23 protein-coding genes and 1 pseudogene are annotated in these 25,363 nt (G+C 67.8%); 6 read left to right on the forward strand and 18 right to left on the reverse strand.

The features are described from left to right. Window positions 1–62: 62 nt before the first annotated feature. A complete protein-coding gene (locus tag C1932_RS15905; RefSeq protein ID WP_108762811.1) occupies window positions 63–1,289 on the reverse strand; it encodes an acetylornithine transaminase in 1,227 nt (408 codons plus the stop codon). Window positions 1,290–1,352: 63 nt separating this feature from the next. On the opposite strand from C1932_RS15905, the gene C1932_RS15910 reads away from it, so the two are divergent. Further along, entirely contained in the window at window positions 1,353–2,225 is an 873-nt protein-coding gene (locus C1932_RS15910; RefSeq protein WP_108762812.1) for an ion transporter, read from the forward strand. A gap of 63 nt (window positions 2,226–2,288) precedes the next feature. Here the strand turns inward: C1932_RS15910 and C1932_RS15915 are convergent, their stop codons facing one another. The 3 genes from C1932_RS15915 to C1932_RS15925 all read right to left on the reverse strand — a co-directional run bounded on the left by C1932_RS15915 (window position 2,289) and on the right by C1932_RS15925 (window position 5,172). Beyond that, window positions 2,289–3,239: a YiiG family protein gene (locus tag C1932_RS15915; protein ID WP_108762813.1), complete on the reverse strand. Its 951-nt coding sequence runs from the start codon at window positions 3,237–3,239 to the stop codon at window positions 2,289–2,291. Between the two features lie 35 nt (window positions 3,240–3,274). Further along, the gene (locus tag C1932_RS15920; RefSeq protein WP_108762814.1) at window positions 3,275–4,264 is read right to left on the reverse strand and encodes a YiiG family protein; all 990 of its coding nucleotides are present in this window, start codon (window positions 4,262–4,264) and stop codon (window positions 3,275–3,277) included. Between the two features lie 89 nt (window positions 4,265–4,353). Next, entirely contained in the window at window positions 4,354–5,172 is an 819-nt protein-coding gene (locus C1932_RS15925; protein ID WP_108763472.1) for an NAD(P)-dependent oxidoreductase, read from the reverse strand. A 107-nt stretch (window positions 5,173–5,279) separates the two neighbouring features. Here C1932_RS15925 and C1932_RS15930 point away from each other — a divergent pair, with 107 nt between their 5' ends. Then, the gene (locus tag C1932_RS15930) at window positions 5,280–5,960 is read left to right on the forward strand and encodes a hypothetical protein (RefSeq protein ID WP_108762815.1); all 681 of its coding nucleotides are present in this window, start codon (window positions 5,280–5,282) and stop codon (window positions 5,958–5,960) included. A gap of 125 nt (window positions 5,961–6,085) precedes the next feature. Here the strand turns inward: C1932_RS15930 and C1932_RS15935 are convergent, their stop codons facing one another. Further along, window positions 6,086–6,592 carry a DUF2867 domain-containing protein gene (locus C1932_RS15935; protein WP_108762816.1) on the reverse strand — a complete coding sequence of 169 codons (507 nt, stop codon included), beginning with the start codon at window positions 6,590–6,592 and terminating at the stop codon, window positions 6,086–6,088. Continuing rightward, window positions 6,589–7,251, reverse strand: a complete 663-nt coding sequence (locus C1932_RS15940; protein WP_108762817.1) for a serine/threonine-protein kinase — start codon at window positions 7,249–7,251, stop codon at window positions 6,589–6,591. Before C1932_RS15940 ends, C1932_RS15935 begins: the two co-directional genes overlap by 4 nt. 85 nt (window positions 7,252–7,336) lie before the next feature. Here C1932_RS15940 and C1932_RS15945 point away from each other — a divergent pair, with 85 nt between their 5' ends. Beyond that, on the forward strand, window positions 7,337–9,331 hold the full coding sequence (locus C1932_RS15945; protein WP_108762818.1) for a bifunctional DedA family/phosphatase PAP2 family protein: 1,995 nt from the start codon (window positions 7,337–7,339) through the stop codon (window positions 9,329–9,331). Between the two features lie 133 nt (window positions 9,332–9,464). Here C1932_RS15945 and C1932_RS15950 read toward each other — a convergent pair whose 3' ends face one another. The 3 genes from C1932_RS15950 to C1932_RS15960 form a co-directional block, all read right to left on the reverse strand. Beyond that, window positions 9,465–10,043 carry an LON peptidase substrate-binding domain-containing protein gene (locus tag C1932_RS15950; protein ID WP_108750630.1) on the reverse strand — a complete coding sequence of 193 codons (579 nt, stop codon included), beginning with the start codon at window positions 10,041–10,043 and terminating at the stop codon, window positions 9,465–9,467. Continuing rightward, window positions 10,040–11,404: a UDP-N-acetylmuramate:L-alanyl-gamma-D-glutamyl-meso-diaminopimelate ligase gene (gene mpl, locus C1932_RS15955; RefSeq protein WP_108762819.1), complete on the reverse strand. Its 1,365-nt coding sequence runs from the start codon at window positions 11,402–11,404 to the stop codon at window positions 10,040–10,042. The genes C1932_RS15950 and mpl overlap by 4 nt, the downstream gene beginning before the upstream one ends. A gap of 329 nt (window positions 11,405–11,733) precedes the next feature. Further along, window positions 11,734–12,297 carry an adenylate kinase gene (locus tag C1932_RS15960; RefSeq protein ID WP_108750628.1) on the reverse strand — a complete coding sequence of 188 codons (564 nt, stop codon included), beginning with the start codon at window positions 12,295–12,297 and terminating at the stop codon, window positions 11,734–11,736. A 136-nt stretch (window positions 12,298–12,433) separates the two neighbouring features. On the opposite strand from C1932_RS15960, the gene C1932_RS15965 reads away from it, so the two are divergent. Beyond that, complete coding sequence (locus tag C1932_RS15965) at window positions 12,434–13,690, forward strand: 6-phosphofructokinase (protein WP_108762820.1); 1,257 nt, start codon at window positions 12,434–12,436, stop codon at window positions 13,688–13,690. Window positions 13,691–13,749: 59 nt separating this feature from the next. On the opposite strand, the gene C1932_RS15970 is transcribed toward C1932_RS15965, so the two are convergent. Continuing rightward, a complete protein-coding gene (locus C1932_RS15970; RefSeq protein WP_108762821.1) occupies window positions 13,750–14,253 on the reverse strand; it encodes a hypothetical protein in 504 nt (167 codons plus the stop codon). 335 nt (window positions 14,254–14,588) lie between these two features. On the opposite strand from C1932_RS15970, the gene C1932_RS15975 reads away from it, so the two are divergent. Then, window positions 14,589–16,616 (forward strand): sodium-translocating pyrophosphatase, encoded by a 2,028-nt coding sequence (locus C1932_RS15975; protein ID WP_108754060.1) that lies wholly within the window; start codon window positions 14,589–14,591, stop codon window positions 16,614–16,616. A gap of 140 nt (window positions 16,617–16,756) precedes the next feature. Here C1932_RS15975 and C1932_RS15980 read toward each other — a convergent pair. The 6 genes and pseudogenes from C1932_RS15980 to C1932_RS16005 form a co-directional block, all read right to left on the reverse strand. After that, window positions 16,757–17,592, reverse strand: a pseudogene (locus C1932_RS15980) (IS110 family transposase); the annotation flags it as partial. 232 nt (window positions 17,593–17,824) lie between these two features. After that, window positions 17,825–18,544, reverse strand: a complete 720-nt coding sequence (locus tag C1932_RS15985) for an energy transducer TonB (RefSeq protein ID WP_108762822.1) — start codon at window positions 18,542–18,544, stop codon at window positions 17,825–17,827. Then, window positions 18,541–18,966, reverse strand: coding sequence for a TonB system transport protein ExbD (gene exbD, locus C1932_RS15990; RefSeq protein ID WP_108763473.1), 426 nt, complete (start codon window positions 18,964–18,966; stop codon window positions 18,541–18,543). The genes C1932_RS15985 and exbD overlap by 4 nt, the downstream gene beginning before the upstream one ends. Before the next feature lie 7 nt (window positions 18,967–18,973). Continuing rightward, complete coding sequence (exbB, locus tag C1932_RS15995) at window positions 18,974–19,681, reverse strand: tonB-system energizer ExbB (protein ID WP_234412172.1); 708 nt, start codon at window positions 19,679–19,681, stop codon at window positions 18,974–18,976. Next, window positions 19,668–20,129 carry a YbaN family protein gene (locus tag C1932_RS16000; RefSeq protein ID WP_108762823.1) on the reverse strand — a complete coding sequence of 154 codons (462 nt, stop codon included), beginning with the start codon at window positions 20,127–20,129 and terminating at the stop codon, window positions 19,668–19,670. Before C1932_RS16000 ends, exbB begins: the two co-directional genes overlap by 14 nt. A 31-nt stretch (window positions 20,130–20,160) precedes the next feature. Next, entirely contained in the window at window positions 20,161–20,736 is a 576-nt protein-coding gene (locus C1932_RS16005) for a biliverdin-producing heme oxygenase (protein WP_234412174.1), read from the reverse strand. 116 nt (window positions 20,737–20,852) lie between these two features. Between C1932_RS16005 and C1932_RS16010 the strand changes: the two genes are divergently transcribed. Next, window positions 20,853–21,110: a DUF2789 domain-containing protein gene (locus C1932_RS16010; protein ID WP_108754064.1), complete on the forward strand. Its 258-nt coding sequence runs from the start codon at window positions 20,853–20,855 to the stop codon at window positions 21,108–21,110. Between the two features lie 66 nt (window positions 21,111–21,176). On the opposite strand, the gene C1932_RS16015 is transcribed toward C1932_RS16010, so the two are convergent. After that, a complete protein-coding gene (locus tag C1932_RS16015) occupies window positions 21,177–24,098 on the reverse strand; it encodes a TonB-dependent receptor (RefSeq protein WP_108762825.1) in 2,922 nt (973 codons plus the stop codon). Between the two features lie 231 nt (window positions 24,099–24,329). Beyond that, a complete protein-coding gene (locus C1932_RS16020; protein WP_108762826.1) occupies window positions 24,330–25,268 on the reverse strand; it encodes a FecR domain-containing protein in 939 nt (312 codons plus the stop codon). Window positions 25,269–25,363: the final 95 nt, after the last annotated feature.

The following is a 25,363-nucleotide window of genomic DNA, read 5'->3' on the forward strand; positions in this document are numbered from 1 at the left end:
TGATCCGGGGTCAGATCCCTCTCGTACGAGAGGGCTCTGACCCCATCATCAGGACGTGCAGCTCAGCGCGCGGCGACGAACGCGGCGATGGCCGCGCGCAGGCGCTTCAGGCCTTCGGCCACTTCTTCATCGGTGATGTTCAGCGACGGCACGAAGCGCAGCACGTCCGGGCCGGCCTGCAGGGTCAGCAGCCCTTGGTCGGCGGCGTGGTCCAGGATGGCACCGGCCTGGCCGGCGAAATCCGTGTTCAGCACCGCGCCCAGCATCAGGCCACGGCCGCGCACATCGCTGAAGATGTTGAACTCTTCGTTGATGCGGGCGAACCCATCGCGCAGCGCCTTCGACTGCCGGCTGACGTTGGCGGCGATCTCGGCCGACCCCAGCTTGCGCAGCGCCACCCGCGCCACCGCAGCGGCCAGCGGGTTGCCACCGAAGGTGGTGCCGTGGGCGCCGAACTGCATGGTTTCGGCCACCTTCGGGCCGGCCAGCATGGCGCCGATCGGGAAGCCGCCGCCCAGGGCCTTGGCCAAGGTGACCATGTCCGGCACCACATCGTCCTGCCAATGCGCGAACAGGGTACCGGTGCGGCCCATGCCGGCCTGGATCTCGTCCAGCACCAGCAGCGCGTTGTGCTGGTCGCACAGCTCGCGCACGCGCTTGAGGAAACCGGACTTGGCCGGCATCACCCCGCCCTCGCCCTGGATCGGCTCGAGCATCACCGCGGCCACGTCGCCGGCGGCCATCGCGGTTTCCAACTGAACTTCATCGTTGAAATCGATGTAGCGGAAGCCACCTGGCAGCGGCTCGTAGCCTTCCTGGTACTTCGGCTGGGCGGTGGCGGTCACCGCGCCCAGGGTGCGGCCGTGGAAGCTGCCGCGGAAGGTGATGATGACGCGCTTGTCGGCCGGGCGGCCTTGGCTGGATGCCCACTTGCGCACCATCTTGATCGCCACTTCATTGGCTTCGGCGCCGGAATTGCACAGGAACACGCGCTCGGCGAAGCGGCTGGCCTTTACCAGTTCTTCGGCCAGGTGCAGCGGCGGTGCGCTGTAGAACACGTTGCTGGTGTGCCAGAGCTTGCTGGCCTGTTCCACCAGGGCGGCGGTCAGGTCAGGGTCGTTATGGCCCAGGCCGCACACGGCAATGCCGGCGGCCAGGTCGATGAATTCACGGCCCTGGCTGTCCCACACGCGGGCGCCCTGGCCTCGCTCCAACACCACCTGGCGGGGCTTGTAGACCGGCAGGTAGTAGTGCGAAAGGGAGATCAGCGGATCGGTAGCGGCGGTCATGGCAGTGGGCAGGATTCAGGAACCCCCATTCTCGCCCCCCAGCCCCTGCGGCACAATGCACCGATGCGACCGTTTTCCGCCCCCCAACTGAACCCCGCCACCGCGTCCGGCTGGCGCCGCACCTGGTTCGACATCATCTACCGGCACGACACCCGGCCCTCCCGCAATTTCGACCTGATCCTGGTGGTGGCGATCATCGCCAGCATCCTGGTGGTGATGATCGACAGCGTGCAGCACCTGCACGTGGCCTGGTCCGATGGGCTGTACGTGATCGAATGGGTCTTCACTGCCCTGTTCACGATCGAGTACCTATTGCGCCTGGCGGTGGTGAAGCGCCCGCTGCGCTATGCGGTCAGCATCTGGGGAATCATCGACCTGCTTTCGATCCTGCCCGCCTACCTGTCGCTGTTCGTGCCCGGCGCACAGAGCCTGCTGGTGGTGCGTGCGCTGCGCATCCTGCGCGTGTTCCGCATCCTGAAGCTGACCCGCTACATCGAAGAAAGCGGCATCCTGCTGCAGTCGCTGTGGCGCAGCCGGCGCAAGATCCTGCTGTTCCTGTTCACGGTCATCACCATCACGATCATCGCCGGCACCCTGATGTACGTGATCGAAGGCCCCGAGCACGGCTTCAGCAACATCCCGGCCAGCATGTACTGGGCGGTGGTGACCATGGCCACGGTCGGTTTCGGCGATATCGTGCCGCAGACCGTGCTGGGACGTTTCGTCACCTCGGTGCTGATCCTGATCGGCTACAGCATCATCGCCGTTCCCACCGGCATCTACACCGCCGAACTGGCCAGCAGCATGCGCGAAGCCGAACTGGCCGCGCGCCGCGACGGCCGCGGCTGCCCGCACTGCGGGCTGGAAGGCCACGAGCCCGACGCGCGCCATTGCCGCAGATGTGGCGGCCCGTTGCCGGATACGTTCAACCGTTGAATGCACACGCCGGGCATGGCCCGGCGCTACCCGGTAGATCCACGCCATGCGTGGATGCGCCGGTCAATGCATGCGGTTGCTGGTGGTCACCAGGTCGTTGTACGCGTCCAGGATGTCCGACTGCGCGCCTTCCGGGGCCGAGGTGACCCAGCTGCCCGAAGCCTTGCGCTCGGCGGCCAGGCCTTCGGCGCTGATCGGCTTGCCCTGCTCGATGCGTTCGATGCCACGGCCGGCCTTGCGGATCAGCATGTCGGCCGAGCGCTGCACATGGCCCCACATCGGGTCGTCCTTGCCGATGCCGGCGGCCTGCATTTCCTTAACCAGCGCCTCGTAATCCGCCAGGCGCGTGCGCAGCGCGGCGACGTCCGGCTTTTCATCCTGGAAGGCCACCGCAAGCTGCTTGCCGTCGCCGACCAGGCGCAGGTGGTAGTACGCCGGCGAACGGCCCTCGCTCTCTTCGATCTGCTTCAGCTGCGCGGCACGGCGGTCTTCCTCGTTCTTTTCCAGTGCCACGTCCAGTGCGTCGCTGGCCTTGAAGAAGGCCGCATGGGCCTGCATCAGCGGTGCGTGCTGGCTGCGCATGCCTTCGCCACCATCGCGGCGGAATTCCTCGCGGCTGAAGTAGCCATCGGCCTGCTCGATCTTCGCGTACAGGGCCTGGAAGGCCTGCTGGTAGTCACGCACCGGCGCGTCCATCGGCATCGCCGGCATTATCGCCAGCGCGTCGGTCAGCGGCTGGCCGCAGTACTCCACGCGGTGCGACAGCACCTTGCCCGGCGAGCGCGGCTGCGCTTCCTTGCCGGTCGGGCCGGCCTCGATATCCTTGATCCAGCCGGTGTACCTCTCGAAGCCCTCGTGGATGGGCTGCTCGACGCCGTTGTAGCACTCGATATAGGCGTTGACCTTGGCCAGGCTGGGATCGGCCAGCGACAGGCCGGTGGACTGGTCGCAGCCGGCCAGACCGGCCACGGCGCCCAGCAGCAGCACCGGCAGTACACCTACAGAAGCGTTCAATTCAGTTCCCTGCTTGCAAAAAACAGTAGGCCGCCTTACTGGCGGTTGCTCTGGAAGACCAGCGCGTTGTATTCCTGCATCAGCTTGCCCGGCGAGCCCTGCGGCGCCATCGACGGCGAATCGAGCATGCCGCGTTCGAACCTGCTGTAGGCCCTTTTCTCGCTGACACGCTGCAGTCGTTCCTTGCCCTGGCGGCGGAAGTTCTCCGCTTCGCGCTCGAAGCCTTCCCAATCGGATTTGCCGGGCTCCTGATCTGCCACCTTGGCATGCGCTTCGTCCGAAATACGGTTGAAGGCGTCAAGACGCTCCTGCGCCTTGGCCGTGTCGAACGCGTCCTGCGTCATCAGTTCCACGATGGCCTTGGCTTCCAGCATCATCGCCAGGCGGTAGTACTCGCGGGTGCGGCCCTCGGCCTGCTCCAGCACCTTCAGCTGCTCACGCTGCGCGGCATCGTTCTGGCGTTCGAGTTCAGCGTTGAACTGCTCGCTCGCTGCGACAAACTGCTTGAACGCGGCCATCAGCGGGCCGTGCATCTGCTTGCCCTTGGCAAACTGGTCGTCTTCGTAATCCTGCCGCTCGTAATAGTCGTGGGCCTCCTTGCTGACCGGCGCCAGCGCCTTCAGCGCCTGCTGGTAGCGGCCGGCAGCGTCATCGAGCTCGGCCAGTGCAGGCTGGGCCGCGATCGCTTCCGTCAGCGGCGCATCGCACTGCTTGATGTCGTAATCGCTGATCTCGAAGGGCCCGTAGATGCTCGACTCGCGACCGGTGGGGCCTGCGTCGACATCTTTGATCCATCGCGTGTAGGACTGGATGCTGTCATGCGTTTTTGAATCAAGTGCGTTGAAGCAGCCGATGTAGGCGTTGAGCTTGGCGGTCAGCTGCTGCTGCGCGTCCACGGCAGCCGTCGCACCGCGCTGCTCGGCCGAGCCCGTCGTGGCCGGGTCGCCAGCAGGTGTGTTGCCGCAGGCAGACAGGGCAAGCGCGAGCGCAGCAGCCAGCGCGGTGGAAGAAAGAATACGGGGCATGCGGACCATCCTTGAAAACGATTACAGCCGCGTATTCTAGCCGAGCCCGCCGTGATGGCCGGCTCAACCCCGCTGTGTTTCTACCGCAGTCAGTCCAGGAACAGGTCCGGCAGCAGAGCGCGCGATGGATCGACCGCATAGCCGGACAGATCGGTCACGCCCGCTTCGGCCAGCACCTCGTCATCGAGCAGAAAGCGACCGTGGAAACCAGCCGCTTCCCGCACCAGCACCGCATGCGCGGCGTCGGCCATGATCTGCGGCGTGCGGCAGCCAGCCGCATCCACGCCGGGAATCATGTTGATCGCATCGGTGGCGATGACGGTGCGCGGCCACAGTGCATTGACCGCCACGCCCTGTGGGCCGAACTCGGCGGCCAGGCCCAGGGTGACGAAGCTCATGCCCATCTTGGCCAGGGTGTAACCGGTGTGCGGCGCCCACCATTTCGGGTCCAGGCTGGGCGGCGGCGCCAGGGTCAGGATGTGCGGATTGGGCGCCTGCAGCAGGTACGGCAGGCAGGCCTGCGCGCACAGGAAGCTGCCGCGTGCATTGACCTGCTGCATCAGGTCGAAGCGCTTCATCGGCGTGTCCAGGGTGCCGCGCAGCCAGATGGCACTGGCGTTGTTGACCAGGATGTCGATGCCACCAAAGGTATCCACGGCCGCGGCCACGGCGGCCTGCACCTGGTCTTCTTCGCGGATGTCGCACTTCAGCGCCAGGCCCTGGCCGCCGGCGGCGGTGACCGCTTCGGCGGCGCTGTGGATGGTACCCGGCAGCTTCGGGTTGGGCACCGACGACTTCGCGGCGATGGCCACGTTGGCGCCGTCACGCGCCGCGCGCAGTGCGATGGCCAGGCCGATGCCACGCGAGGCGCCGGTGATGAAAAGGGTTTTGCCCTGCAGACTGCCCACGTTCCACACTCCAGCGTACGCAATGAACCGCTAGTATGCCGCGCCGACGCGGAGTTCACTGCACGTTGACGATACTGGCGCCCCGGTCAACGCACGAGGTGTACGCCATGCGCCGTTCCCGTCTGCTGCTGCCTGCCCTGGGCCTGGCCCTGCTTGCCGCCTGCCAGGGTCGCCCGCCGGAACACGGCGCTGCATCTGCCGGCGGCGACGCGCCTGCCGCTGCCAAGGCCGCCGATGGGTCGTTGCGCTGGAGCGAGGCGGTGGTGTGGGATGGTGACCTGAATGCCTGCCGCCAGGGCGACATCGCGGCCACCCGCGACTGCCTGGCCAAGGCCATGCGCGATGGCGGGGCCAGCGCCGATGCAGTGGCAGCGGCCGGCCAGCTGTCCAGCGCCGGCGAGCTGGCCTACGTGACCGCCTGGCATGAGCACGATGGCCTGGGCGTAGCCACGGTCGCCTACCCGTTCCGCGCGAATACCAACGAAGGCACGCGCCTGGTCGATGCGTCCGGCAAGCGGATCGATGTGGATGCCGTGCAGCTGGATGATGCGCTGCGTGCAGACCCTGGCGTGCAGGCGGTGCTGCAGGCCAACCCGCAGGCCACCCCGTTCCCGCCGGCACAGGCCGCCGGCACCGCGCCGCTGGACGGCGGCGGCATTCGTCTGCTGTACCGCACGCCACTGCGCGACTGCCATGCCTGCCCCGACGTGGGGCATCTGCAGATCGGCTACGACTTCGACGGACAGCGCAACTTCATCGGCCAGCAGCTGGTACCTGCCGCCCCATGACATCGCCGGGCATGGCAGGGCCGTAGAGTCGAGCTTGCTCGACTGCTGCACAGCATCCACGCTGGCGTGGATCTACAGTGCATCCACGCATGGCGTGGATCTACCGAACCGCCGGGCACTCGCCGTCAACGGTACGCTTGCACCTGCCGGCGCAGCAGGTGCGGCACGATCAGGCGGTGCACCGGCGCGACCGGCAGCATGTACACGCGCCCGAACGCGTTGTAGGTATGCACCACGGTGGCCACTTCCAGCACATCACCCTGCCATTGCAGGGCCAGCTGCACGCGCAGGTGGCGATCGTCGTCTTCCAGCACGATGGCATCGTCATCCAGCGACTGCAGGGTGAAGATGCCCAGGCGCTGGCCCGGCCGTGGGGCTGCGGCGGCCTGCACCGCACGCAGCGAGCCCAGGTCTTTCATGCCCAGCACTGCCATGCCGCGGTTGCGCAGGGCCATCAGCCCATCGAACCAGGCGGGAATGGTCGCGGCCATGTCGCGGTAGGCCTGCAGGGCGGTGCGCCCGTTGCGCCGGGTGTGCGCCTGGCAGGCATGCACGAAATCGGCGCCGGCCAACTGCCCCGCGAGCACGCTGCCAGCACCAGGCGCGCGTGTCCGCACACGCGCTGCGCTCACGGCTTGGGCCCCTGCCCCTCGTTGTCTTCCCAATGCAGGATGCGCCGGGTGACGAACCGATAGACAGGTTTGCCGGTCGCAAACCACAGCTCGCGGACCCACGAGGTGCGCTTCAGTACGCGCTTTTCCACCGGGGTCAGCGCCTGGCGGCAGTACATGCGCTTGTGCTTGAGCAGGTGACGCAGGTCCTCGCGCGCCAGCAGGCGCATCCAGCGCGAGCGCGGGTGGCCGATTACCGCCAGCTGGAAGTCGATCAGCGCCGGTCGCCCGTCCTCGGTCACCAGCCAGTTCGCCTCCTTGGCCAGGTCGTTGTGTGCCACCCCACGGCGGTGCAGCTGCTGCAGCAGGCGCCGCGCGGCATGGAACCAGGCCACGTCGCCCCGTGGCGGGCGCTGGTACATGGCATCGCCGGCCATGAAGCTGCGGTCCAGGTGGTGGCCGTTCCAGGCCAGCAGCTGCGGCACGTCGGCCATGCCGTGGATGTACTGCAGCGCGCGCGCTTCGCGACGGGCCAGCCACCAGGCGGGAAGCCGCAGCCACAGTGGCGTGGCGCGCAGATCGCGGCGCACGAAACGGCCCTGCGGCCCTTCAACCAGCAGGATGCGGCCGAAGCTGTCGGCCTTCAAAGCGTGTGATGGAGCGTCGGGCATGTGCGGCATGCGGCCATTCTAGGCGATGGCGGTGGTTGCAAACGGTCACGAAGCGGCTGGGAACCAGTCACCTTCACGCATCTATAATCGTGCAATGGACTCTTCATGGATCGACGCCACGCTTGCGTGGATTGCCGCTCACCCCGTATTGGCGGGTGCGGTCATTTTTCTGATCGCCTTCTGCGATGCGGTCATCATCCTGGGCGCGATCGTGCCGGCACTGCCGTTGCTGTTCGCGGTGGGTGTGTTCATTGGCCTGGGGCAGATCTCCGGGCCGTATGCAGTGGCGGCGGCGGCACTGGGTGCCTTCGCCGGTGACGGCATCAGCTACTGGATCGGCCGCCGCTGGGGCGATCGCCTGCGTGGCGTGTGGCCCTTCAGCCGCTACCCACAGTTGCTGGATCGCGGCGAGAACCTGTTCCGCCGCAATGCGTTCAAGAGCATCCTGGTGGCCCGCTACGTCGGCGCGATCCGGCCCTTCGTGCCGGCCATCGCCGGCATGATGAACATGCCGGCCAGCCGCTACGTGCAGGCCAGCGGCATCGCCAGCATTTCCTGGGCACTGCTGTTCCTTGCCCCCGGCTGGGTGCTGGGTGAAGCCTATGATGCGGTGGCCGCCGTCGCCGGCCGCCTGGTGGTGGTCATCGGCTTACTGGTGGTGCTGATGGGCGTGGTCTGGGCGCTGGTGCTGTATGGCTACCGCTGGTCGGCCGCGCGCATGGACCACTGGCTGGCCCGGTTGCTGGACTGGTCCAACCGCCACCCCACCCTGGGCCGCTACACCGTGGGCGTGCTCGACCCCAAGCGCCGCGAATCGGTGCCACTGGCCATGCTGGCGCTGATGCTGCTGGTGCTGGGCTGGGGCTGGTTCGCGTTGTTGACGGTGGTGGTGGCGCATGGCGAACCGCTGGCCGTCGATCTGTGGGTGCACCAGGCCATGCTGGCGCTGCGCAACCCGTTGGCCGACTACCCGATGGCGGCACTGGCCTCACTGGGTGCCTGGCAGGTGCTGCTGCCGGCCACCGCCGCCGGCATGGGCTATCTGGTGTGGCGCCGGCGCTGGATGGCCGCCGCGCACTGGCTGGCGGCGCTGGCCTTCGGCCTGGCCCTGACCATGCTGCTGGGCGCCACGGTGGACGTGGTGCGCCCGCTGGATGCCAGCAGTGGCTTCGGCTTCCCGTCGGTCTCGGTCACCATGGCCACCATCACCTTCGGCTTCTTCGCCGTGCTGATCGCGCGCGAGATGCCCGGGCGCACGCGCGTGTGGCCCTACCTGGTGTCGGGCATCGTGGTCAGCCTGATCGGCTTTGCCCGCCTGTACCTGGGCGCGCACTGGCTGAGCGACGTGATCGGCGGCATGTTGTTCGGCACGTTCTGGCTGCTGGTGCTGGGCATCGCCTACCGCCGCCGCTTCAACCGCTCGTTCTGGGTGAAGCCGGTGGCCTGGCTGTTCTACGGCGTGTTCGCACTGGCGGCCATGTGGTACGCGCCGCGCAATATTCCGGTGAAACTGCAGCGCTTTGAACCGGCGCTGCCGGCACCGCTGGCGATGGATCGGCAGGCCTGGTGGCAACAGGGCTGGGCGACACTGCCGGCGCGCCGCAATGAATTCGACGATGACCAGCGCTGGCCGCTGGATGTGCAGGTGGCTGGCCCGCTGGCTCCGCTGCAGGCCCAGCTTGAAGCCCGCGGCTGGCAGGTGCAGGCGCAGGCCGGCTGGGAAGAAGCGCTGCTGATGCTGGACAAGAACACCGGCGCCGAGCAGCTGCCGGTGCTGCCGGCCACGCTGGATACGCGGGTGGAAGCGCTGTTGATGGTGCGCCAGGGCGCGCGCCCGGATGAGCGCTACGTGCTGCGCCTGTGGCCGGCGCCGGCGCAGCTGCAGCCCGGCGCGGTGCCGCTGTGGCTGGGCAGTGCGCAGACCCTGCGCTATGAACGGCACTTCGAGTGGATCGGCATGTGGCACCCGGTGCGCGGCGTCGATCCGGCGTTCAACGCGGTGAAGGACGCCGTGCAGGGCCTGCCGCAGCGCGAGGATGTGCACCGCGAAACCGGGCTGCCGGTGTTGAGGGTGCAGACGCAGCCGTGAGGGAGCCGCCGGGCATGGCAAAGCGTGCGCACCAAGGTGCGCACCTACCAAACGCAGGCCTCTACGGCATCCGGTAGATCCACGCCATGCGTGGATGGCACACCGAGCGTGCGCACCTACCGAACGCCGCGGTTTACGGCATCCAGCCCAGCAGCTGCTGCAGGCGCTGGTGCGGGTCGTCCAGCTGCAGCAGCTGCAGGCGCTGCTGTTCGGCCAGCGGCAACAGTTCGGCCAGGCGCCAGCCCACCCAGCTGGCCTGGTCCAGCAACGCCGGCGTGGCCGGCGCATAGGCCTCGCCGGCCTGTTCGATGATGTGCCCCAGCACGGTGGCCAGCAGCGCGTGCTGCGGCCGCAGCTCGTCGTCGGGATCCTCATCGCACCAGCGCACGTCGGCCACCACCAGGCCGTTGTCGCGCACCCGCGTGCGCTCGACATGGAAGCGGCGGGTGCCACGCAGCCGCAGCTGCAGCACGCCATCGGCGCCCACGTCGAAATCCTCGATGCGCACCTGCACGCCGTAGGCGGCCGGGGTAGCCGGCTCACCCACTTCCTGGCCGTCCAGGATCAGGCACACGCCGAAGCCTTCGCCGCTGCGCCCGCAGTCGCGCACCAGGTCCAGGTAGCGCCGTTCGAACACGCGCAGGCCCAGCACCGCGCCCGGCACCAGCGCGGTGTGCAGCGGGAACAGCGGCAGCGCGGTATCGGCGCTCATCGGCCCTGCAGCGCGGCCAGCAGCCGGCGCGGCGCGGCGTCGAAGCCGCCGTTGGACATGAACACCACGTGGTCGCCGCTGCGCACATCGGCCTGCAAGCGGGCCAGCAGCGCATCGGTATCGGGCACCGCGTGCGCCGCGCCACGCACTGCGGCGATCACTGCGGCGGCGTCCCAGGCCAGTTCCGGGCGATGCAGGAACACCACCTCGTCGGCCAGCGCCAGCGACGGCGCCAGCGCCTGCGCATGGGCACCCAGCCGCATCGAATTGCTGCGCGGTTCCATGGCCACCACGATGCGCGCATCGCCGACCTTGGCACGCAGGCCTTCCAGGGTGGTGGCGATCGCGGTCGGGTGGTGGGCGAAATCGTCGTAGATGGTGATGCCGTCGTAGCTGCCGATCACTTCCATGCGGCGCTTGACGCTGCTGAAGCGCGCCAGGGCCGGAATGACCTCGGCCGGGGCCACGCCCACCGCATGCGCGGCGGCCAGCGCGGCCAGCCCGTTGAGCACGTTGTGGCGGCCCAGCAGCGACCACTGCACATCGCCCAGCGCCTGGCCGCGGTGGTGCACGCGGAAGGCACTGCCATCGGCAGCCAGCAGTTCGGCATGCCATTCCAGCGACGGGTCGAAGCCGAAGCGCTCGACCGGGGTCCAGCAGCCCATCGCCAGTACTTCGGCCAGGTAGCGGTCCTCGCCGTTCACGATCAGGCGACCGCGCGCGGGCACGGTGCGCACCAGGTGGTGGAACTGGCGCTGGATCGCGGCCACGTCGGGGAAGATGTCGGCGTGGTCGTACTCAAGGTTGTTGAGGATGGCCACCAGCGGCCGGTAATGCACGAACTTGCTGCGCTTGTCGAAGAAGGCGGTGTCGTACTCGTCGGCCTCGACCACGAACTCGCGGCCCTGGCCTACCCGCGCCGATACGCCGAAGTCCTCGGCAACGCCGCCGATCAGGAAGCCCGGCGCGCGCCCGGCGCTTTCCAGCAGCCAGGTGAGGATGGTGGTGGTGGTGGTCTTGCCGTGGGTGCCGGCCACGGCCAGGGTGTCACGGGCTGGCAGCACCTGCTCGGCCAGCCACTGCGCGCCGGAGATGTAGCGCTGGCCCCGGTCCAGCACCGCTTCCACGGCCGGGTTGCCGCGCGACAGGGCGTTGCCCACCACGACCTGGTCGGTGCCCGCGGGCACGCTGTCGGCCCGGTAGCCCTGGTCCAGGGTGATGCCCAGCTGTTCCAGCTGGGTGGACATGGGCGGGTAGATGGCCTGGTCGCTGCCGCTGACCGCATGGCCCAGTTCCCGCGCCAGCGCGGCCACGCCGCCCATGAAGGTGCCGGCGATTGCAAGGATATGTACGTTGCTCATGAGCGGGGATTGTGACCGATCACGGCTGTATCGGGCCATTGTCAGCATCAGGGTCAGACAAGTCCTACATCCACTATGAGAAAAGTCCAATCGTCTGTCGGGGAATTCCTGATAGCGATGTTATGTGAACCCGTACACAATTCAGAACGCCAGCCGCAGTACCCGAACCGGTCCTACTCCCCAAGAGGCCATCCCCAAGGGAGCTCATGCTGCGGGGCCTTGAGCAAGCCTTCCGCTGGCGCCTATGAAACGACACAGGCCTGATCCGCAAGGATCAGGCCTGTGTTTTTGTACCCGAAGGGGCCGGCGGCATGGCCGGCCCGACGGTTTCAGTGCTGGATCGCCGCCAGGATGCGGGCTTCGATCTCGTCCAGCTCGCCCACGCCATCGACGCGGGCCAGGGTGCCACGGCCGGCGTAGAAGTCGACCACCGGGGCGGTCTGGTCGTTGTAGACCTGCAGGCGCTGGCGCACCGATTCGGGGTTGTCGTCGGCGCGGCCCTGCTCCTGGGCACGGCCGGCAATGCGCTCGACCAGCAGCTCGGTGGCCACGTCCAGCTGCACCACGGCGTCCAGCGGCTTGCCGATCTTGGCCAGCAGGCCGTCCATCGCATTGGCCTGGGCCACGTTGCGCGGGTAGCCGTCCAGGATGAAGCCCTTGGCGACATCGGCCTGGGTCAGGCGCGACTCGAGCATGCCCAGCAGGATGTCGTCCGACACCAGGTTGCCGGCATCCATCACCGCCTTGGCCTGCTTGCCCAGTTCCGAGCCCGCGGCGATTTCAGCGCGCAGCATGTCACCGGTCGAAATGTGGGCGATGCCCAGCTTTTCCTTCAGGCGCGTCGCCTGCGTCCCCTTGCCCGAACCGGGCGGTCCCAACAGAACCAATCGCATTGACCTGACTCCAACGTGTTGAAAACAAAGAAGGTTCGCGCACCGGACGGGCCGGTATCGCTGCACCGCAATAGCGCCACTTTACCGCATCCGGGTAATGTCCCTGCAATGTCCACTCGTACCAGCAGGTAGAAGCATGCGCAACGGCACCCTCCTCTACGCCCAGTCTGGCGGCGTCACCGCCGTCATCAATGCCTCGGCGGCGGCCGTGATCGAGCAGGCCCGGGCCAAGGGCATCAAGGTCCTGGCGGCGCGCAACGGCATCCTCGGTGCCCTGCGCGAAGAGCTGATCGACACCAGCAAGGAAAGTGCCGCGGCCATCCGCGCGCTGGCCCACACCCCGGGCGGCGCCTTCGGCTCGTGCCGCTTCAAGCTGAAATCCCTCGACGCCGACCGCGCCCGCTATGACCGCCTGCTGGAGGTGCTGCGCGCCCACGATGTGCGCTGGTTCCTGTACAACGGCGGCAACGATTCGGCCGACACCGCGCTGAAGGTTTCGCAGCTGGCCAAGGCGTCGGGCTATGACCTGACCTGCATCGGCGTGCCCAAGACCATCGACAACGATCTGGCAGTGACTGATACCTGCCCAGGCTTCGGTTCGGCGGCCAAGTACACCGCCGTGTCGGTGCGCGAGGCGGCGCTGGACGTGGCGGCCATGGCCGAGACCTCCACCCGGGTGTTCATCTACGAGGCGATGGGCCGCCATGCCGGCTGGCTGGCCGCCGCTGCCGGCCTGGCCGGCAATGGCGAGGACGAAGCCCCGCACATCATCCTGCTGCCCGAGCGCGCCTACGACGAGGCCGCGTTCCTGGCCAAGGTGAAGGCGGTGGTGGAACGGGTGGGCTACTGCGTGGTGGTGGCCTCCGAAGGCATCGCCACCGCCGACGGCCGCTTCGTGGCCGATGCCGGTGGCGGCAAGGATTCGTTCGGGCATTCACAGCTGGGCGGCGTGGCCGCGCACCTGGCGGGCCGGGTGAAGGACCAGCTGGGCCTGAAGGTGCACTGGGCACTGCCCGACTACCTGCAGCGTTCGGCCCGCCACCTGGCCAGCAAGACCGATTGGGAACAGGCGCAGGCGGTGGGCAAGGCGGCCGTGCAGCTGGCGCTGAAGGGCCAGAACGGGGTGATGCCGGTGATCGTGCGCAGCAGCGATGCGCCCTACCGCTGGAAGATCGAAGCGGCACCACTGTCGAAGATCGCCAACCATGAGAAAAAGATGCCGGCCGGCTTCATCCGCCGCGATGGCTTCGGCATCACCGCCAAGGCACGCGCCTACCTGTCGCCGCTGATCAAGGGCGAAGCGCCGCTGCCCTATGGCAGCGATGGCCTGCCCAAGTACGTAACGCTGAAGAACGTGGCGGTGAAGAAGAAGCTGCCCGCGTTCGAAGGCTAGAAGCCGGTACCGAACCGCGGTCGGATCCCGTTGCCTGCAACGGGCTCTGACCACGCGGTCTACGGGCAGGCCTTGCCTTCCATCTGCAGCTGCGCGGCGAACATCGTCACCTGCGGGATCTTGCCGGCGGCGGCCTGCTTCTTCGCTTCTTCCAGATAGATGCGCGACTGGCCCTGGCCATCCAGCGCCTGGGTGTTGTTCACCGGCAGGCGCCACACCCGCACCACGGCCTGCTGCGCCGGGCAGGTGGCATTGGGCACGCGGATCACATCATTGAGCTTCCAGCCCTTGTCCGCACTGGGTTGGGCCTTGGCGTAATCGACGAAGCGCGCGCGTGGCTGGCACTGTTCGCTGGTGCGCACCGCGGCGAAGCGGTACGGCTCGGCCGCCTGGCCGGTGAAGGCGCCTTCCAGGCGTGCGCAGGCTTCGGGAATCTGCCGCAGCGTGTGCGTGGCGCCCACCGCCTGCGGCGCACCCACGGCGCGCTGCAGTTCCGGGGTTTCGGCCGCCAGCGCCGGCAATGCAGGGGCCAGCACGGCGATCAGCAACAGGGGAAGGCGCATGGGAGTTCTCCTACGGGACTGTGCGCAGGCTTGCAGAGCGTGGCTTAACGGGGTGCAAAGGGTCTGTGGCCCTCAAAGCATGACCATGGCCCGGCGGCGGGTTCCGCACGCATGGCGATGCGTTCATCTGAAGGGCGCCCACGGGTCATGCGGCGCGGCTCGACTCTACAGAAGGTGGGACGCATACTGCGGGCACCAGGGAATGCTGAACACCGCCATACGTTGGACGACCGCCATGGTCGGCACGGGTTGGTTCCAGGCTGCAGCCCGTCGTCCCCTTCGTGGTGAAGTTCATCGCCACTGGATGCTCATCATCCAATCTGCGGAGGGGTCTAATGCTGGAACGTCATGGGCTGTCACTGGCGCTGGGCTGCGCTGTCCTCGCCATCCTGTTTGGCATCGTCTCGGCGCGCTGGATCCTGCGCCAACCCACCGGCAACGAACGCATGGTCGCCATTGCAACGGCGATCCAGGAAGGCGCACGCGCCTATCTGAACCGCCAGTACCTGACCATCGGCGTGGCCGGCGTGGTGCTGTTCGTGCTGGTGGGCGTGTTCCTGAGCTGGTACACGGCGATCGGCTTTGCCGTCGGTGCGGTCCTGTCCGGTGCGGCCGGCTACATCGGCATGAATGTGTCGGTGCGGGCCAACGTGCGCACGGCCGAAGCGGCGCGCCACGGCATCAGCGCAGCGATGGACGTGGCGTTCCGTGGTGGCGCGATCACCGGCATGCTGGTGGTCGGCCTGGGCCTGCTGGGTGTGGCCGGTTACTACGCCCTGCTGCTGCGGCTGGGGCTGCCGATGGACCAGGCCCTGCACGCGCTGGTGGGCCTGGCCTTCGGCTCGTCGCTGATCTCGATCTTCGCGCGGCTGGGCGGTGGCATCTTCACCAAGGGCGCCGACGTCGGCGCCGATCTGGTCGGCAAGGTGGAAGCCGGCATTCCCGAGGATGACCCGCGCAACCCGGCGGTGATCGCCGACAACGTGGGCGACAACGTGGGCGACTGCGCCGGCATGGCCGCCGACCTGTTCGAAACCTACGCGGTCACCGTCATCGCCACCATGCTGCTGGGCAGCCTGATGCTGAGCGAAGCCGGCGCCAATGCGGTGCTGTACCCGCTGGTGCTGGGCGGCGTGTCGATCATCGCGTCGATCATCGGCGCGCTGTTCGTGAAGGTGAAGCCAGGCGGCTCGATCATGGGCGCGCTGTACAAGGGCGTGATCGTGTCCGGCGTGCTGGCGGCCATCGCGTTCTACCCGATCACCACCGGGCTGATGAGCGACAACGTGCACGGGCCGATTGCCCTGTACGGCTGCGCGCTGATCGGCCTGGTGCTGACCGGCCTGATCGTGTGGATCACCGAGTACTACACCGGCACCCAGTACAAGCCGGTGCAGCATGTGGCGCAGGCCTCGACCACCGGCCATGGCACCAACATCATCGCCGGCCTCGGCATTTCGATGAAATCCACCGCCCTGCCCGTGGTGGCCGTCTGTGCGGCAATCTGGGGCGCCTACGCGCTGGCCGGCCTGTACGGCATCGCCATCGCCGCCACCGCGATGCTGTCGATGGCCGGCATGATCGTGGCCTTGGACGCCTACGGTCCGATCACCGACAACGCCGGCGGCATTGCCGAAATGGCCGAGCTGCCCTCGGAGATCCGCGACATCACCGATCCGCTGGATGCGGTGGGCAACACCACCAAGGCCGTCACCAAGGGCTATGCGATCGGCTCGGCGGCGCTGGCCGCGCTGGTGCTGTTCGCCGACTACACCCACAACCTGCAGGCGGCCAATCCGGGCCAGGAATTCCGCTTCGACCTGAGCGACCACACGGTGATCATCGGCCTGCTGATCGGCGGCCTGATTCCCTACCTGTTCGGCGCGATGGCGATGGAGGCGGTCGGCCGCGCAGCCGGCGCGGTGGTGGAGGAAGTGCGCCGGCAGTTCCGCGACATCCCCGGCATCATGCAGGGCACCGGCAAACCGCAGTACGACAAGGCGGTGGACATGCTGACCCGCTCGGCCATCCGCGAAATGATCGTGCCCTCGCTGCTGCCGGTGGCCGTACCGGTGGTGGTCGGCCTGCTGCTGGGGCCACGCGCATTGGGCGGGCTGCTGATCGGCACCATCGTGACCGGCCTGTTCGTGGCCATTTCCATGACCACCGGCGGCGGCGCCTGGGACAACGCCAAGAAGTACATCGAAGATGGCCACTTCGGCGGCAAGGGCAGCGAGGCGCACAAGGCCGCGGTGACCGGCGATACCGTGGGTGACCCGTACAAGGACACCGCCGGGCCGGCGATCAATCCGCTGATCAAGATCATCAACATCGTGGCGCTGCTGCTGGTGCCGCTGCTGTAACGCCCTGCGGTAACCGATGTGTAGAGTCGAGCTTGCTCGACTGCTTTTGGCATCGCCAGCAAGAGCAGTCGAGCAAGCTCGACTCTACCGGCGGAAAGGGCTCCGACCCCGCAGTAGCAACTGTCTTGTCAGGGGCTGCCGAGGGCCACCTTGCTCGCCTTACCCTTGGCTTTCAGCCCCGCATAGAAATCGCGGAGTTTCGGCTCGTACCGGATGGCCGTCAGGGCCGCCATGTAAAGGGCTTCGCGTACCACCGCGCGCCCGCCACTGATGCGCCGCTGGCCATGCCAGGTGCCGCTTTCACGGTTCATTGGGGCCACCCCCACCAGTGATGCAATGGCTTTGCCCCCCAAGCTGCCGAGCTCGGGCAACTCGCAGGCAAGGGTACTGACAAGAATTGGTCCGACGCCCTTGAGTGAGCCGATCTCTTTCCAGCCCGGCTGTCCTTCAAGCTGCTCAGCGATAGCTCTATCCAATTGCTTCAGGTCTTCAGACAACTGAGCTATATGGCGTTGCTTTAGTGCGATCAGAGCCGGATCAACCAAACGCCGCAAGCGCTGCGTTTCACTGACCCTCATCTGCACAAGATGCCTACGGCACTGCGCAAATTCAGCCAAACGCTGTTGCCAAGGTACGGGTGGCACATAGCGAGTCAGTTTCAACAAATGGGCATCTCGGCCAGCACCGTGGCATCGAGCCGATCGGTTTTTGCAGCCCGGCCGGTGCCTTGGGCAAACCGTCGTGCCCGCGCCGGGTTGATGCGCACCATGGGTAGACCGGCAGCGTGCAAAGCATCCAGGACGGCATGCTCGTAACCCCCGCTGGCCTCAAGAACAACCTGCTTGATGGGCCACTTCTTCAGCCACCCAATCAGACTGACAAAGCCACGCTTGTCGTTGCTGAATTGGCGAAATTGCTCTTCATGGACAGCCACATCCAGCGTGGCTTTGCTGACATCGATCCCGAACCCAAACATGGCAGAACTCCGCTAGGCTGACAGGGTCGAGAGCTCCCCCCGCTTGCCCAGTCTTATCAGTTCGAGCGCCAACTCAACCAACTGTTCGGGCGGTTCAGGGAGAATCCGGCGTGGGGACCCAAGCTACTTCACGGTCGCAAGACCTGGATCCACACGGTCGCCCACGCCGGGCTCTCGGCACCCAAGGTGCCAGATCGGCAAGAGATAAGATCCACGCCATGCGTGGATGCGGTCAACGCCCGCGCAGGAAGAACGACACCGGCACCATCACCTGCACCGGGTCGCCGGCCACCTCCGCCGGCGGCGCCGGAACCGGGCTGGCGCGCGCAACGGTGTCCAGCGTTTCCCGGTCCAACAGCGCGTGGCCACTGCTGCGTTCAATACGCGCCGCGGTCACCCGACCATCGCGAAACACCGCGAACCGCACATATGCAACACCCTGCTGGCGCAGCCGTTCGGACTGCCGTGGATAGCGCCGGTGCTGCTGCAGATGGCCCAGCAGCAGGCCCTGCCAGGTGGCGTTGGCGGTACTGGGCTGCCCCGCCGTGGTCTGCGGCGCGGCGTAACGCGTCCCTGCATCGGCGGCGACCTGCGGCGGCGCGCTGGTCTGGGCGACGTTGGCATCGGCGGTGTCCGGCGACGGGCGTGGCTGCGGCGCGCGCGGCGGCGGCAGATCGCCCTGCGGCTGCACGGGCACCTGGGGTTGTTGGTGCTGCACCGGCTTCGTTGCCTGCCGCTGCTGTTGCTGCTGCAGCGGCCCGCTGGCGACCTCGCGCGGCGGCACGGGCGGGGCCTGTGCCATTGGTGCCAGTTCCAGCATCAAGGCCGCCGGCGCCGCCACGGGGGGCTGCACCGATGCGCGCGCCGCCCACCAACAGGCCACGCCGATCAGCAGCGCATGCACCAGCAGTACGATCGCCAGGCTGGTCGCCCAGCGCCGCAGTCCGCTCATCGGGCGCCCTGCTCCAGTCCGACCAGCGCCACTTTCAGATATCCGGCAGCGCGCAGCGCATCCAGCGTGGCCATCAGCTCACCGTAGGCCACCTGCGTGTCGGCGCGCAGATGGATGCGTTGCCCGGTGTCACCCTTGGTCGCGGCCTGCAGCGCCGCTGCCAGACCCTCGCGCGTGACCGCCTGCTCGCCCACGCGCAGCGACAGATCGGCCTGCACGGTCACATACACCGGCGCCTGCTCGCTGGGCGCGGCCTGCGCGCTGCTGGCCGGCAACTGCACCGGCACCGACACGGTGGCCAGCGGTGCGGCCACCATGAAGATGATCAGCAGCACCAGCATCACGTCGATGAAGGGCGTGACGTTGATTTCGTGTGCTTCTTCCGGCGTATCGTCACGCTCGGACGCGGTCCTGATCGCCATGCCCGCCTCAACCGATGCCGCGCTGTGCAGCGCGGTCCAGATCACGCGAGACCAGTTGCTGCACGCCCGCCGACAGATCGCCCAGCAGGCCGCGCAGGCCGGCCAGCACGCGACTGAAGTGGTTGTAGACCAGCACCGCCGGAATCGCAGCCACCAGGCCAAGCGCGGTGGCCAGCAAGGCCTCGGCGATGCCCGGTGCCACCACGGCCAGGTTGGTGGTGTTGCTGTGGGCAATGCCGATGAAGCTGTTCATGATGCCCCACACCGTGCCGAACAGACCGACGAAGGGGGCCACTGCACCAATACTGGCCAGCACGCCGATACCGCGGCGCTGCACGCGCGCGGTGTCCAGTTCGATGCGGTCCAGGCGTGAGGCCACGCGCTCCTTGATGCCTGCGCGGTCAGCCAGCCCGGCGGACAACTGCAGTTCGGTGCGGGCGGCCAGCAGCATGGCGGCGGCCGTGCCCTGCCCCAGCGTGGGGTCCTGCGGGTCTGCCGGCAGCTGCGGCGCAGACAGCAGCTGCGTACGCGCCGCGCGCAGCGCGCGGGCCTGGCGCTGCAGTTCCCAGCCCTTGGCCAGCAGCACGGTCCAGGTGGCCAGCGAGGCCAGCGCCAGGGCGATCATCACCGCTTTGACCACCACATCGGCGGCCAGGTACATGGCCCAGGGGGTCAGCGCGGAAGGGGCCATCGGGGCCAGGTCAGCAGGCAGCATCGTTGTTACGTCCATCAGCATCAGGGGCGGCGCGGCGGCGGCCGGCACGCAGGTCGGCCACATCCATCTGCAGGCGCGGCGTGGGATCGGGGCGCGGCGCCGGGCGGCTGAGCACATAGCCGGCGCTGACCGCGAAGAACAGGCCGACGCCCAGCAGCAGGCGCCAGGAGGGGTGTGCACCCCAGCAGAACAAGGCAAAGCCCACCGCCATGCCGGCGCTGGCAAAGGCCTTGCCCTTGCGCGACACCGCGCCCTGTTCACGCCACAGGCGCAGCGACGGGCCATAGCGCGGGTGGGCCAGCAGGCGCTGCTCGAACTTCGGCGAACTGCGTGCGAAACAGCCCACCGCCAGGATCAGGAAGATGGTGGTGGGCATCACCGGCAGCAGCGCGCCGATCACCCCCAGGCCCACCATCAGCCAGCCCAGTGCGAACCACAGCCAGCGCATCAGGCGCTGGCCTGCAGCGGCCGCCCATGCATCAGCAGAACTCCCGTTCGACGTGGCCATGCACACTGCGGAACGCCGTGTCGGCGGCGTCGATCACCTGCTGTTCCTGCTCGGCGGTCAACACCACCGCATCCAGCGCGGCAGTGAATTCGCGCCAGTGGCGCGCGGCGCCATCGGGGTGTGCGGCCAGGTGGCGCGCGCCGAAGTCGCGGTCCAGCCCCAGCGCAGCGGCCATCTTGTACAGCACCGTACCGCCCAGGTTGGAGCCCTCGGCCACGTACAGCCAGCCCAGCGCGGCCGGCAGGGAAAGGTCATCGCCCAGCGCGGCGATATCGGCACCGGGCAGCGTCTGTTCCAGATCCTGCAGGTCGCGGCGCACCTGCTGCAGGCGGCGGCGTTCGTGCAGGTCCGGCAGCAGCGCATCCAGCGCGGGGTTGGCATACAGCGCGTCGATGCTGCGGTGGAAGCGGTACTGCACGCGCAGGAAACGGGCGAAGTTGCTGCGGTTGGCGAAGATATCGCCGGCCATGATGCGCTTGTCCAGCGCACCGTGGCTGTCACGGGTGGCGGTCTTGAGCCGCACGCTGCGGCTGGTTTCGGAGGTCATGGAGGCGGTCATGCAGGGAACCCGGGGAAGCGTCGTGCAGTAGACGTCTGAACGGGGGATTTCCCCAAGCGCGCAAGCGTCGATAATGCAGGTTCCCAACCCGCCAGGTAACGACCATGATCACCACCGAACCGCGCATGACCAATCTGTTCCTGCAGCTGGGCCTGGATGCCAGCGCCGAAGGCATCGCCCAGTTCATCGGCAGCCACCAGCTGGCCACCGAAGTGGAGGTGGTGGACGCGCCGTACTGGAATGATGCGCAGCGCCAGTTCCTGGCCGAATCGCTGGAAGCGGACGCGGCCTGGACCACCGTGGTTGACGAGCTGAACGAGGCGCTGCACGAAGATGCGGTGAAGGCTGCGCGCGGTCTGTAAGCGCGCAGGCCGGGGTCAGAGCCCTTTCCACAGGAAAGGGATCCGACCCCGATGTTGCCCGGCCGATCAATACCGCCAGGTCACCGCCAGGCGTGCGGTGCGGCCCGGGGCCGGCATCACGCCCAGGGCAAGCGGGTCCAGGTAGTAGCGATCGGTCAGGTTGTCCACGTTCGCTTCCACCGACAGCTGGTCATTGAACGCCCAGCTGGCGAACACGTCCACCAGGGTGGTGGGACGGTACAGCTGCTGGATGGCCGACAGGCCCACGTTCCATTCCTTGTCCAGCTTGCTGATCGGGCCGGCGTTGTGCACCACGCGGGTGCCGAACGTCAGGCGCTCGTCGAACAGGCGCGAGCCCAGGGTCAGGTTGACCATGTAGCGCGGCGGGTTCTGCGTATTGGTGTAGGACCCTTCGAAACCGCCGTCGACGCAATCGGGGGTGGCCGCCAGTTCGGCGTTCTTCCGCTGCACGCCATAGGCGCGGCGTTCGGCGGCAATGTCCGGCGCGCAGGTCTTGGTCTTGAAGTAGTAATGCGCGGACAGATCGGCAAACAGCGTGCCGCTGTCATAGCTGGACTGGAACTCCATGCCCGAGACCTTGAAGCGGTCGATGTTGCGGATCAGCCCGGCCGACAGGGTGCGGTAGTCGCGGGTGATCAGATCGTCGATGCGGGTGTCGAAGTAGGCCAGCTTCAGCGCCAGGCGATCGCCGGCAGTGAACAGGTCGTGGTGGATGGTACTGGCGCCCAGCTCCCAGCTGTGTGCGGTTTCCGGCTTCAGTTCGGCCACCGGACGTGCGGCGGTGAACAGTCCCAGCGTGGTTTCGAACAGGCTGGGCAGCTTGGTGCCTTCGGCGTACTTCAGGTAGATCATGGCGTCGTCGCTGAAGCGGAACGCCACGCTGGCGGTGGGCGAGAACGCGCTGTCACGGCGCCGGATCGGCTGCGACCAGGTCCAGCTGACCGGCACTTCGTAGTCTTCCGGGGCGTCGGCATCGTAGAAGTTCCAGCCGCCCAGATCGGCCACCGTGCCCTTCTTGTAAGGCGAAGCCAGCAGCGAGGCCTGGGTGAAGTTGCCGTTGGCGTCCGGGTACCAGTTCAGCAGCGCGATGCGCTGCGCACGCCACGACGGCAGCGCCGGGTTGCCGTTCAGCAGCTCGGTGTAGCGGTACTGGCCCTGCACTTCGTAGGCATCGACGGTGGCCAGGCGGTTGCGGTCGTGCACGTCCACGCGGTTCCAGCGGCCGCCGGCCGTCAGTTCCCAGTGTTCGTTGGGCTCCCACTTCAGCGCGGCCACCGCGCTGTATTCCTTGCGCCAGGCGTTGCGCAGGAAGCGGTTGTTGACCAGGTCGTCCTGCATGATCGGGCCGGAGCTGCCCGGCGCGATGTCTTCATCGCTGTAGGACAGGCCGTAGTCCAGGGTGAAACGACCCGCGCCGGTCTCGAAGATCGAGGTGTTGCTGGCGTCCAGGCCGAAGCGCTTCTGCCGCAGCGGATTGCGGTAGGCATCCTTGTAACCGGGGTTGCCGCTGAAGCTGGGCGCGTCGTACCACTCGGTGTGGCGGTCGAAGTACCACGGGGTGATGCCGGTCAGGCTGTTGTACATCACGCTGTCGGCGTCGGTGTACCAGGCGTTGATGCGCAGATCAACCTTGTCGCTGTCCGGATTGAAACGGTAGCGCGCGCTGTAGCTGTCCATGTCCACGTGGCCCGGGTCCCACTGCGGTACGCGGTCGCGGTCCACGCGGATGATCTGCGAGGCCATGATCTCACCGGCGGTGCCCTCGTAGCGGCGGTAGCCCAGTTCCAGGGTCTGCGCATCATCGATGCGCCAGGTGCCCTTCAGCAGCGCCGATTCCGAGCGCGAGGAGGTGTTGAACACTTCGGTGCGCGGCGGGTTCAGCGGCGCCAGCGTGCGCCGGGTCTGCGGGAAATCGTCGTAGCCGTGCTTGCCGGAGAAGTAGTTGCCATTGTCGCGGTAGGCGTAGGCGGCCACCAGATCGAAGCGATCCCAGTGGCCGGCCGCGGCCACGTTGAAGAACTGGCTGCCGGTGGCGCTGCGGTCGCTGCGCGGGGCAGCATCGTAGCCCGGCAGGTTGTTGGCGCTGCCGTTGGCCAGGCCGCCGCGCACACGCACGCCCACGTCGCGGCCTTCGCGCAGCACGTCGTCCGCGTTCAGCGTTTCCATTTCCACCACGCCGCCGATGCCGCCGGAGGCATTGGCCTGCAGGCTGGGGCCCTTGGTGATGGTCAGCCGCGAGATCAGGTCGGGGTCGAGGTAGGTGCGCTGCGACTGGCCGGCATAGCCGCGATAGGTATCCATGCTGGACTGGCCGCCGTCGATGATGACCGGTACCCGGCTCTGGCCCTGGATGCCGCGGATGTTGACGTCGAAGCCGTTGCCGACGCGCGGATCACCGGCGGTCACGCCGGCCACGCCCTTGACGATGTCACCGGTGGAGGTGCCGCGGAAGCGTTCCAGCGTGGTGCGGTTGATCGTGCTGGTCGAGCCCACCGTGCGGTAACTGTCGAGCAGGCGTGCTTCATCACTGACCGTACCGCCCTGCACCGGGTCGCCGGCCACGCTGAGCGTGTCGGTCACGATCACATCATCGCCGGCCTGCAGCGGCGCGCCAGCTTCCAGGATGACCGCATCGGGGCTCACCGGGCGCGCCAGCAGACCGGTGCCCTGCAGCAGCTGCGACAGCGCCTGGCTGGCCGGCAGGTTGCCACTGACCGCCTGCGATGTACGCCCGGCGGTGAGCGCTGCGGCATAGGCCACCTGCACGCCGGACTGCCGCATGTAGCTGCGCAGTGCTTCATCCAGCGACTGGGCAGGAATATCGAAGCGCTGCACGGCGGAGTCGGCGCCGCGCGGTGCGGACTGGGCAAAGACGGCAGGCGCGGTGGCGGCCAGACCGGCAGCCAGCAGCGCGATGCACAGGCGGGACGGACGCGGCCGACGGCCACGGCTTGAGAAGTCGTACATGGGAAACCTGTCAGGAGAGCGTTACCGCGGACGCGGCGTCATCCGCACAGCGCGCGGACACAACGACGTACGTGGCGGCGGCGGGTACGTTCGTGGAGTAAGACGGATGGGATGAGCGGAACCCCAAGGTGAATTCATCCACGTATGGCGTGGATCTACCGGTGCGTGAGTAGAGCCACGCCATGCGTGGCTGTGGGGTTGCCGGCAGGTTCATCCACGCATGGCGTGGATCTACTGGACGATGGCCACGCCCAGCGGCCAGCGGGTCACCCGCAGGCCGGCGGTGGCCGCCAGCGTGTCCAATGCCTGCTCGGGGCGGTCGATACGCAGCGCCGCGCTGATCGGCGGCAGCGATGACAGATCGCCGCGCACAATGGTCGGGCCGCTGCGGTAGCGGCCCAGGAGGCCAATCGCCTCGGCCACCGGGGTCTGCTGCAGCAGCAGTTCGCCGCGGCGCCAACTGCCAATGCTGTCGGTATCGGCGTCCGCCAGGCGCTGCACGCCGCTGTGCCCGCCATAGGACGCGCGCTGCCCGGCGCGCAGGTAGGTCCAGCCACCATCGGCGGGGCTGGCCACGCGCACCTGCCCCTGCCCCACTTCGGTCTGCGCACCATCGCCCTGCCGTTCCACGGTGAATGCCGTGGAGATGTCCTCCACCACGCCGTTGCCGGCCGACACACTGAAACGCCGTTGGGCGTCGGCCGCCACCTCGAACCAGGCGCGGCCACGCAGCAGTTCGATCTGCCGTGCCGTCGCGTCGAAGCGCACGGCAATGGCGCTGTCGGCGTCGAGTACGGCGCGACTGCCGTCGGGCAGGCGCACGTCCTGCACGAACTGCTGGCTGCGGTGGTCGGCCTGCAGGCGCAGCCACGCATCGGGCCACACCACCAGCAGCGCCACCGCGGCGGCGGCGGCCATCGCCCAGCGCAGACGCCGCGGGCGCCGACGCGGCAGCGCGACCGGCGCGCACACCGGGGGCGGCCCCAGGCTGCGCCACAGCTGCCGCTCGTGCTCGAACGCACGGCGATGGCCCGGCTGCTGCAGCCAGTGCTCGAAGGCCTGCATGCGCGCATCACTCAGCTCGCCGGCCGCCAACCAGACAATCCAGTCGCGGGCCTGCTCGGCTAGGGCAGCATCGTGGGCGGAGGACGTCGGCAGGTGCGGGCTCATGGGCTGGCGGGTGGGCGCGTTCAGGCGCGTGGCAGGGTGCGGGGTGGCAGGCACGCCGCTGAAGGTAAGACGTCTGCGGGCGGGCATGCCCCAAG

Source organism: Stenotrophomonas sp. YAU14D1_LEIMI4_1 (assembly GCF_003086815.1).
GTDB lineage: Bacteria > Pseudomonadota > Gammaproteobacteria > Xanthomonadales > Xanthomonadaceae > Stenotrophomonas.

Coding starts and splice junctions, on each gene's coding strand:
- C1932_RS15950 (WP_108750630.1), bottom strand. CDS start 10,043: ATGAGCGCCGATACCGCGCTGCCGCTGTTCCCGCTGCACACCGCGCTG.
- C1932_RS16020 (WP_108762826.1), bottom strand. CDS start 25,268: ATGAGCCCGCACCTGCCGACGTCCTCCGCCCACGATGCTGCCCTAGCC.
- C1932_RS16005 (WP_234412174.1), bottom strand. CDS start 20,736: ATGACCTCCGAAACCAGCCGCAGCGTGCGGCTCAAGACCGCCACCCGT.
- C1932_RS15945 (WP_108762818.1), top strand. CDS start 7,337: ATGGACTCTTCATGGATCGACGCCACGCTTGCGTGGATTGCCGCTCAC.
- C1932_RS15985 (WP_108762822.1), bottom strand. CDS start 18,544: ATGAGCGGACTGCGGCGCTGGGCGACCAGCCTGGCGATCGTACTGCTG.
- C1932_RS16015 (WP_108762825.1), bottom strand. CDS start 24,098: ATGTACGACTTCTCAAGCCGTGGCCGTCGGCCGCGTCCGTCCCGCCTG.
- mpl (WP_108762819.1), bottom strand. CDS start 11,404: ATGAGCAACGTACATATCCTTGCAATCGCCGGCACCTTCATGGGCGGC.
- C1932_RS15920 (WP_108762814.1), bottom strand. CDS start 4,264: ATGCCCCGTATTCTTTCTTCCACCGCGCTGGCTGCTGCGCTCGCGCTT.
- C1932_RS15960 (WP_108750628.1), bottom strand. CDS start 12,297: ATGCGATTGGTTCTGTTGGGACCGCCCGGTTCGGGCAAGGGGACGCAG.
- C1932_RS15975 (WP_108754060.1), top strand. CDS start 14,589: ATGCTGGAACGTCATGGGCTGTCACTGGCGCTGGGCTGCGCTGTCCTC.
- C1932_RS15970 (WP_108762821.1), bottom strand. CDS start 14,253: ATGCGCCTTCCCCTGTTGCTGATCGCCGTGCTGGCCCCTGCATTGCCG.
- C1932_RS15905 (WP_108762811.1), bottom strand. CDS start 1,289: ATGACCGCCGCTACCGATCCGCTGATCTCCCTTTCGCACTACTACCTG.
- C1932_RS15930 (WP_108762815.1), top strand. CDS start 5,280: ATGCGCCGTTCCCGTCTGCTGCTGCCTGCCCTGGGCCTGGCCCTGCTT.
- C1932_RS15965 (WP_108762820.1), top strand. CDS start 12,434: ATGCGCAACGGCACCCTCCTCTACGCCCAGTCTGGCGGCGTCACCGCC.
- exbD (WP_108763473.1), bottom strand. CDS start 18,966: ATGGCGATCAGGACCGCGTCCGAGCGTGACGATACGCCGGAAGAAGCA.
- exbB (WP_234412172.1), bottom strand. CDS start 19,681: ATGCTGCCTGCTGACCTGGCCCCGATGGCCCCTTCCGCGCTGACCCCC.
- C1932_RS16010 (WP_108754064.1), top strand. CDS start 20,853: ATGATCACCACCGAACCGCGCATGACCAATCTGTTCCTGCAGCTGGGC.
- C1932_RS15940 (WP_108762817.1), bottom strand. CDS start 7,251: ATGCCGCACATGCCCGACGCTCCATCACACGCTTTGAAGGCCGACAGC.
- C1932_RS16000 (WP_108762823.1), bottom strand. CDS start 20,129: ATGCGCTGGCTGTGGTTCGCACTGGGCTGGCTGATGGTGGGCCTGGGG.
- C1932_RS15910 (WP_108762812.1), top strand. CDS start 1,353: ATGCGACCGTTTTCCGCCCCCCAACTGAACCCCGCCACCGCGTCCGGC.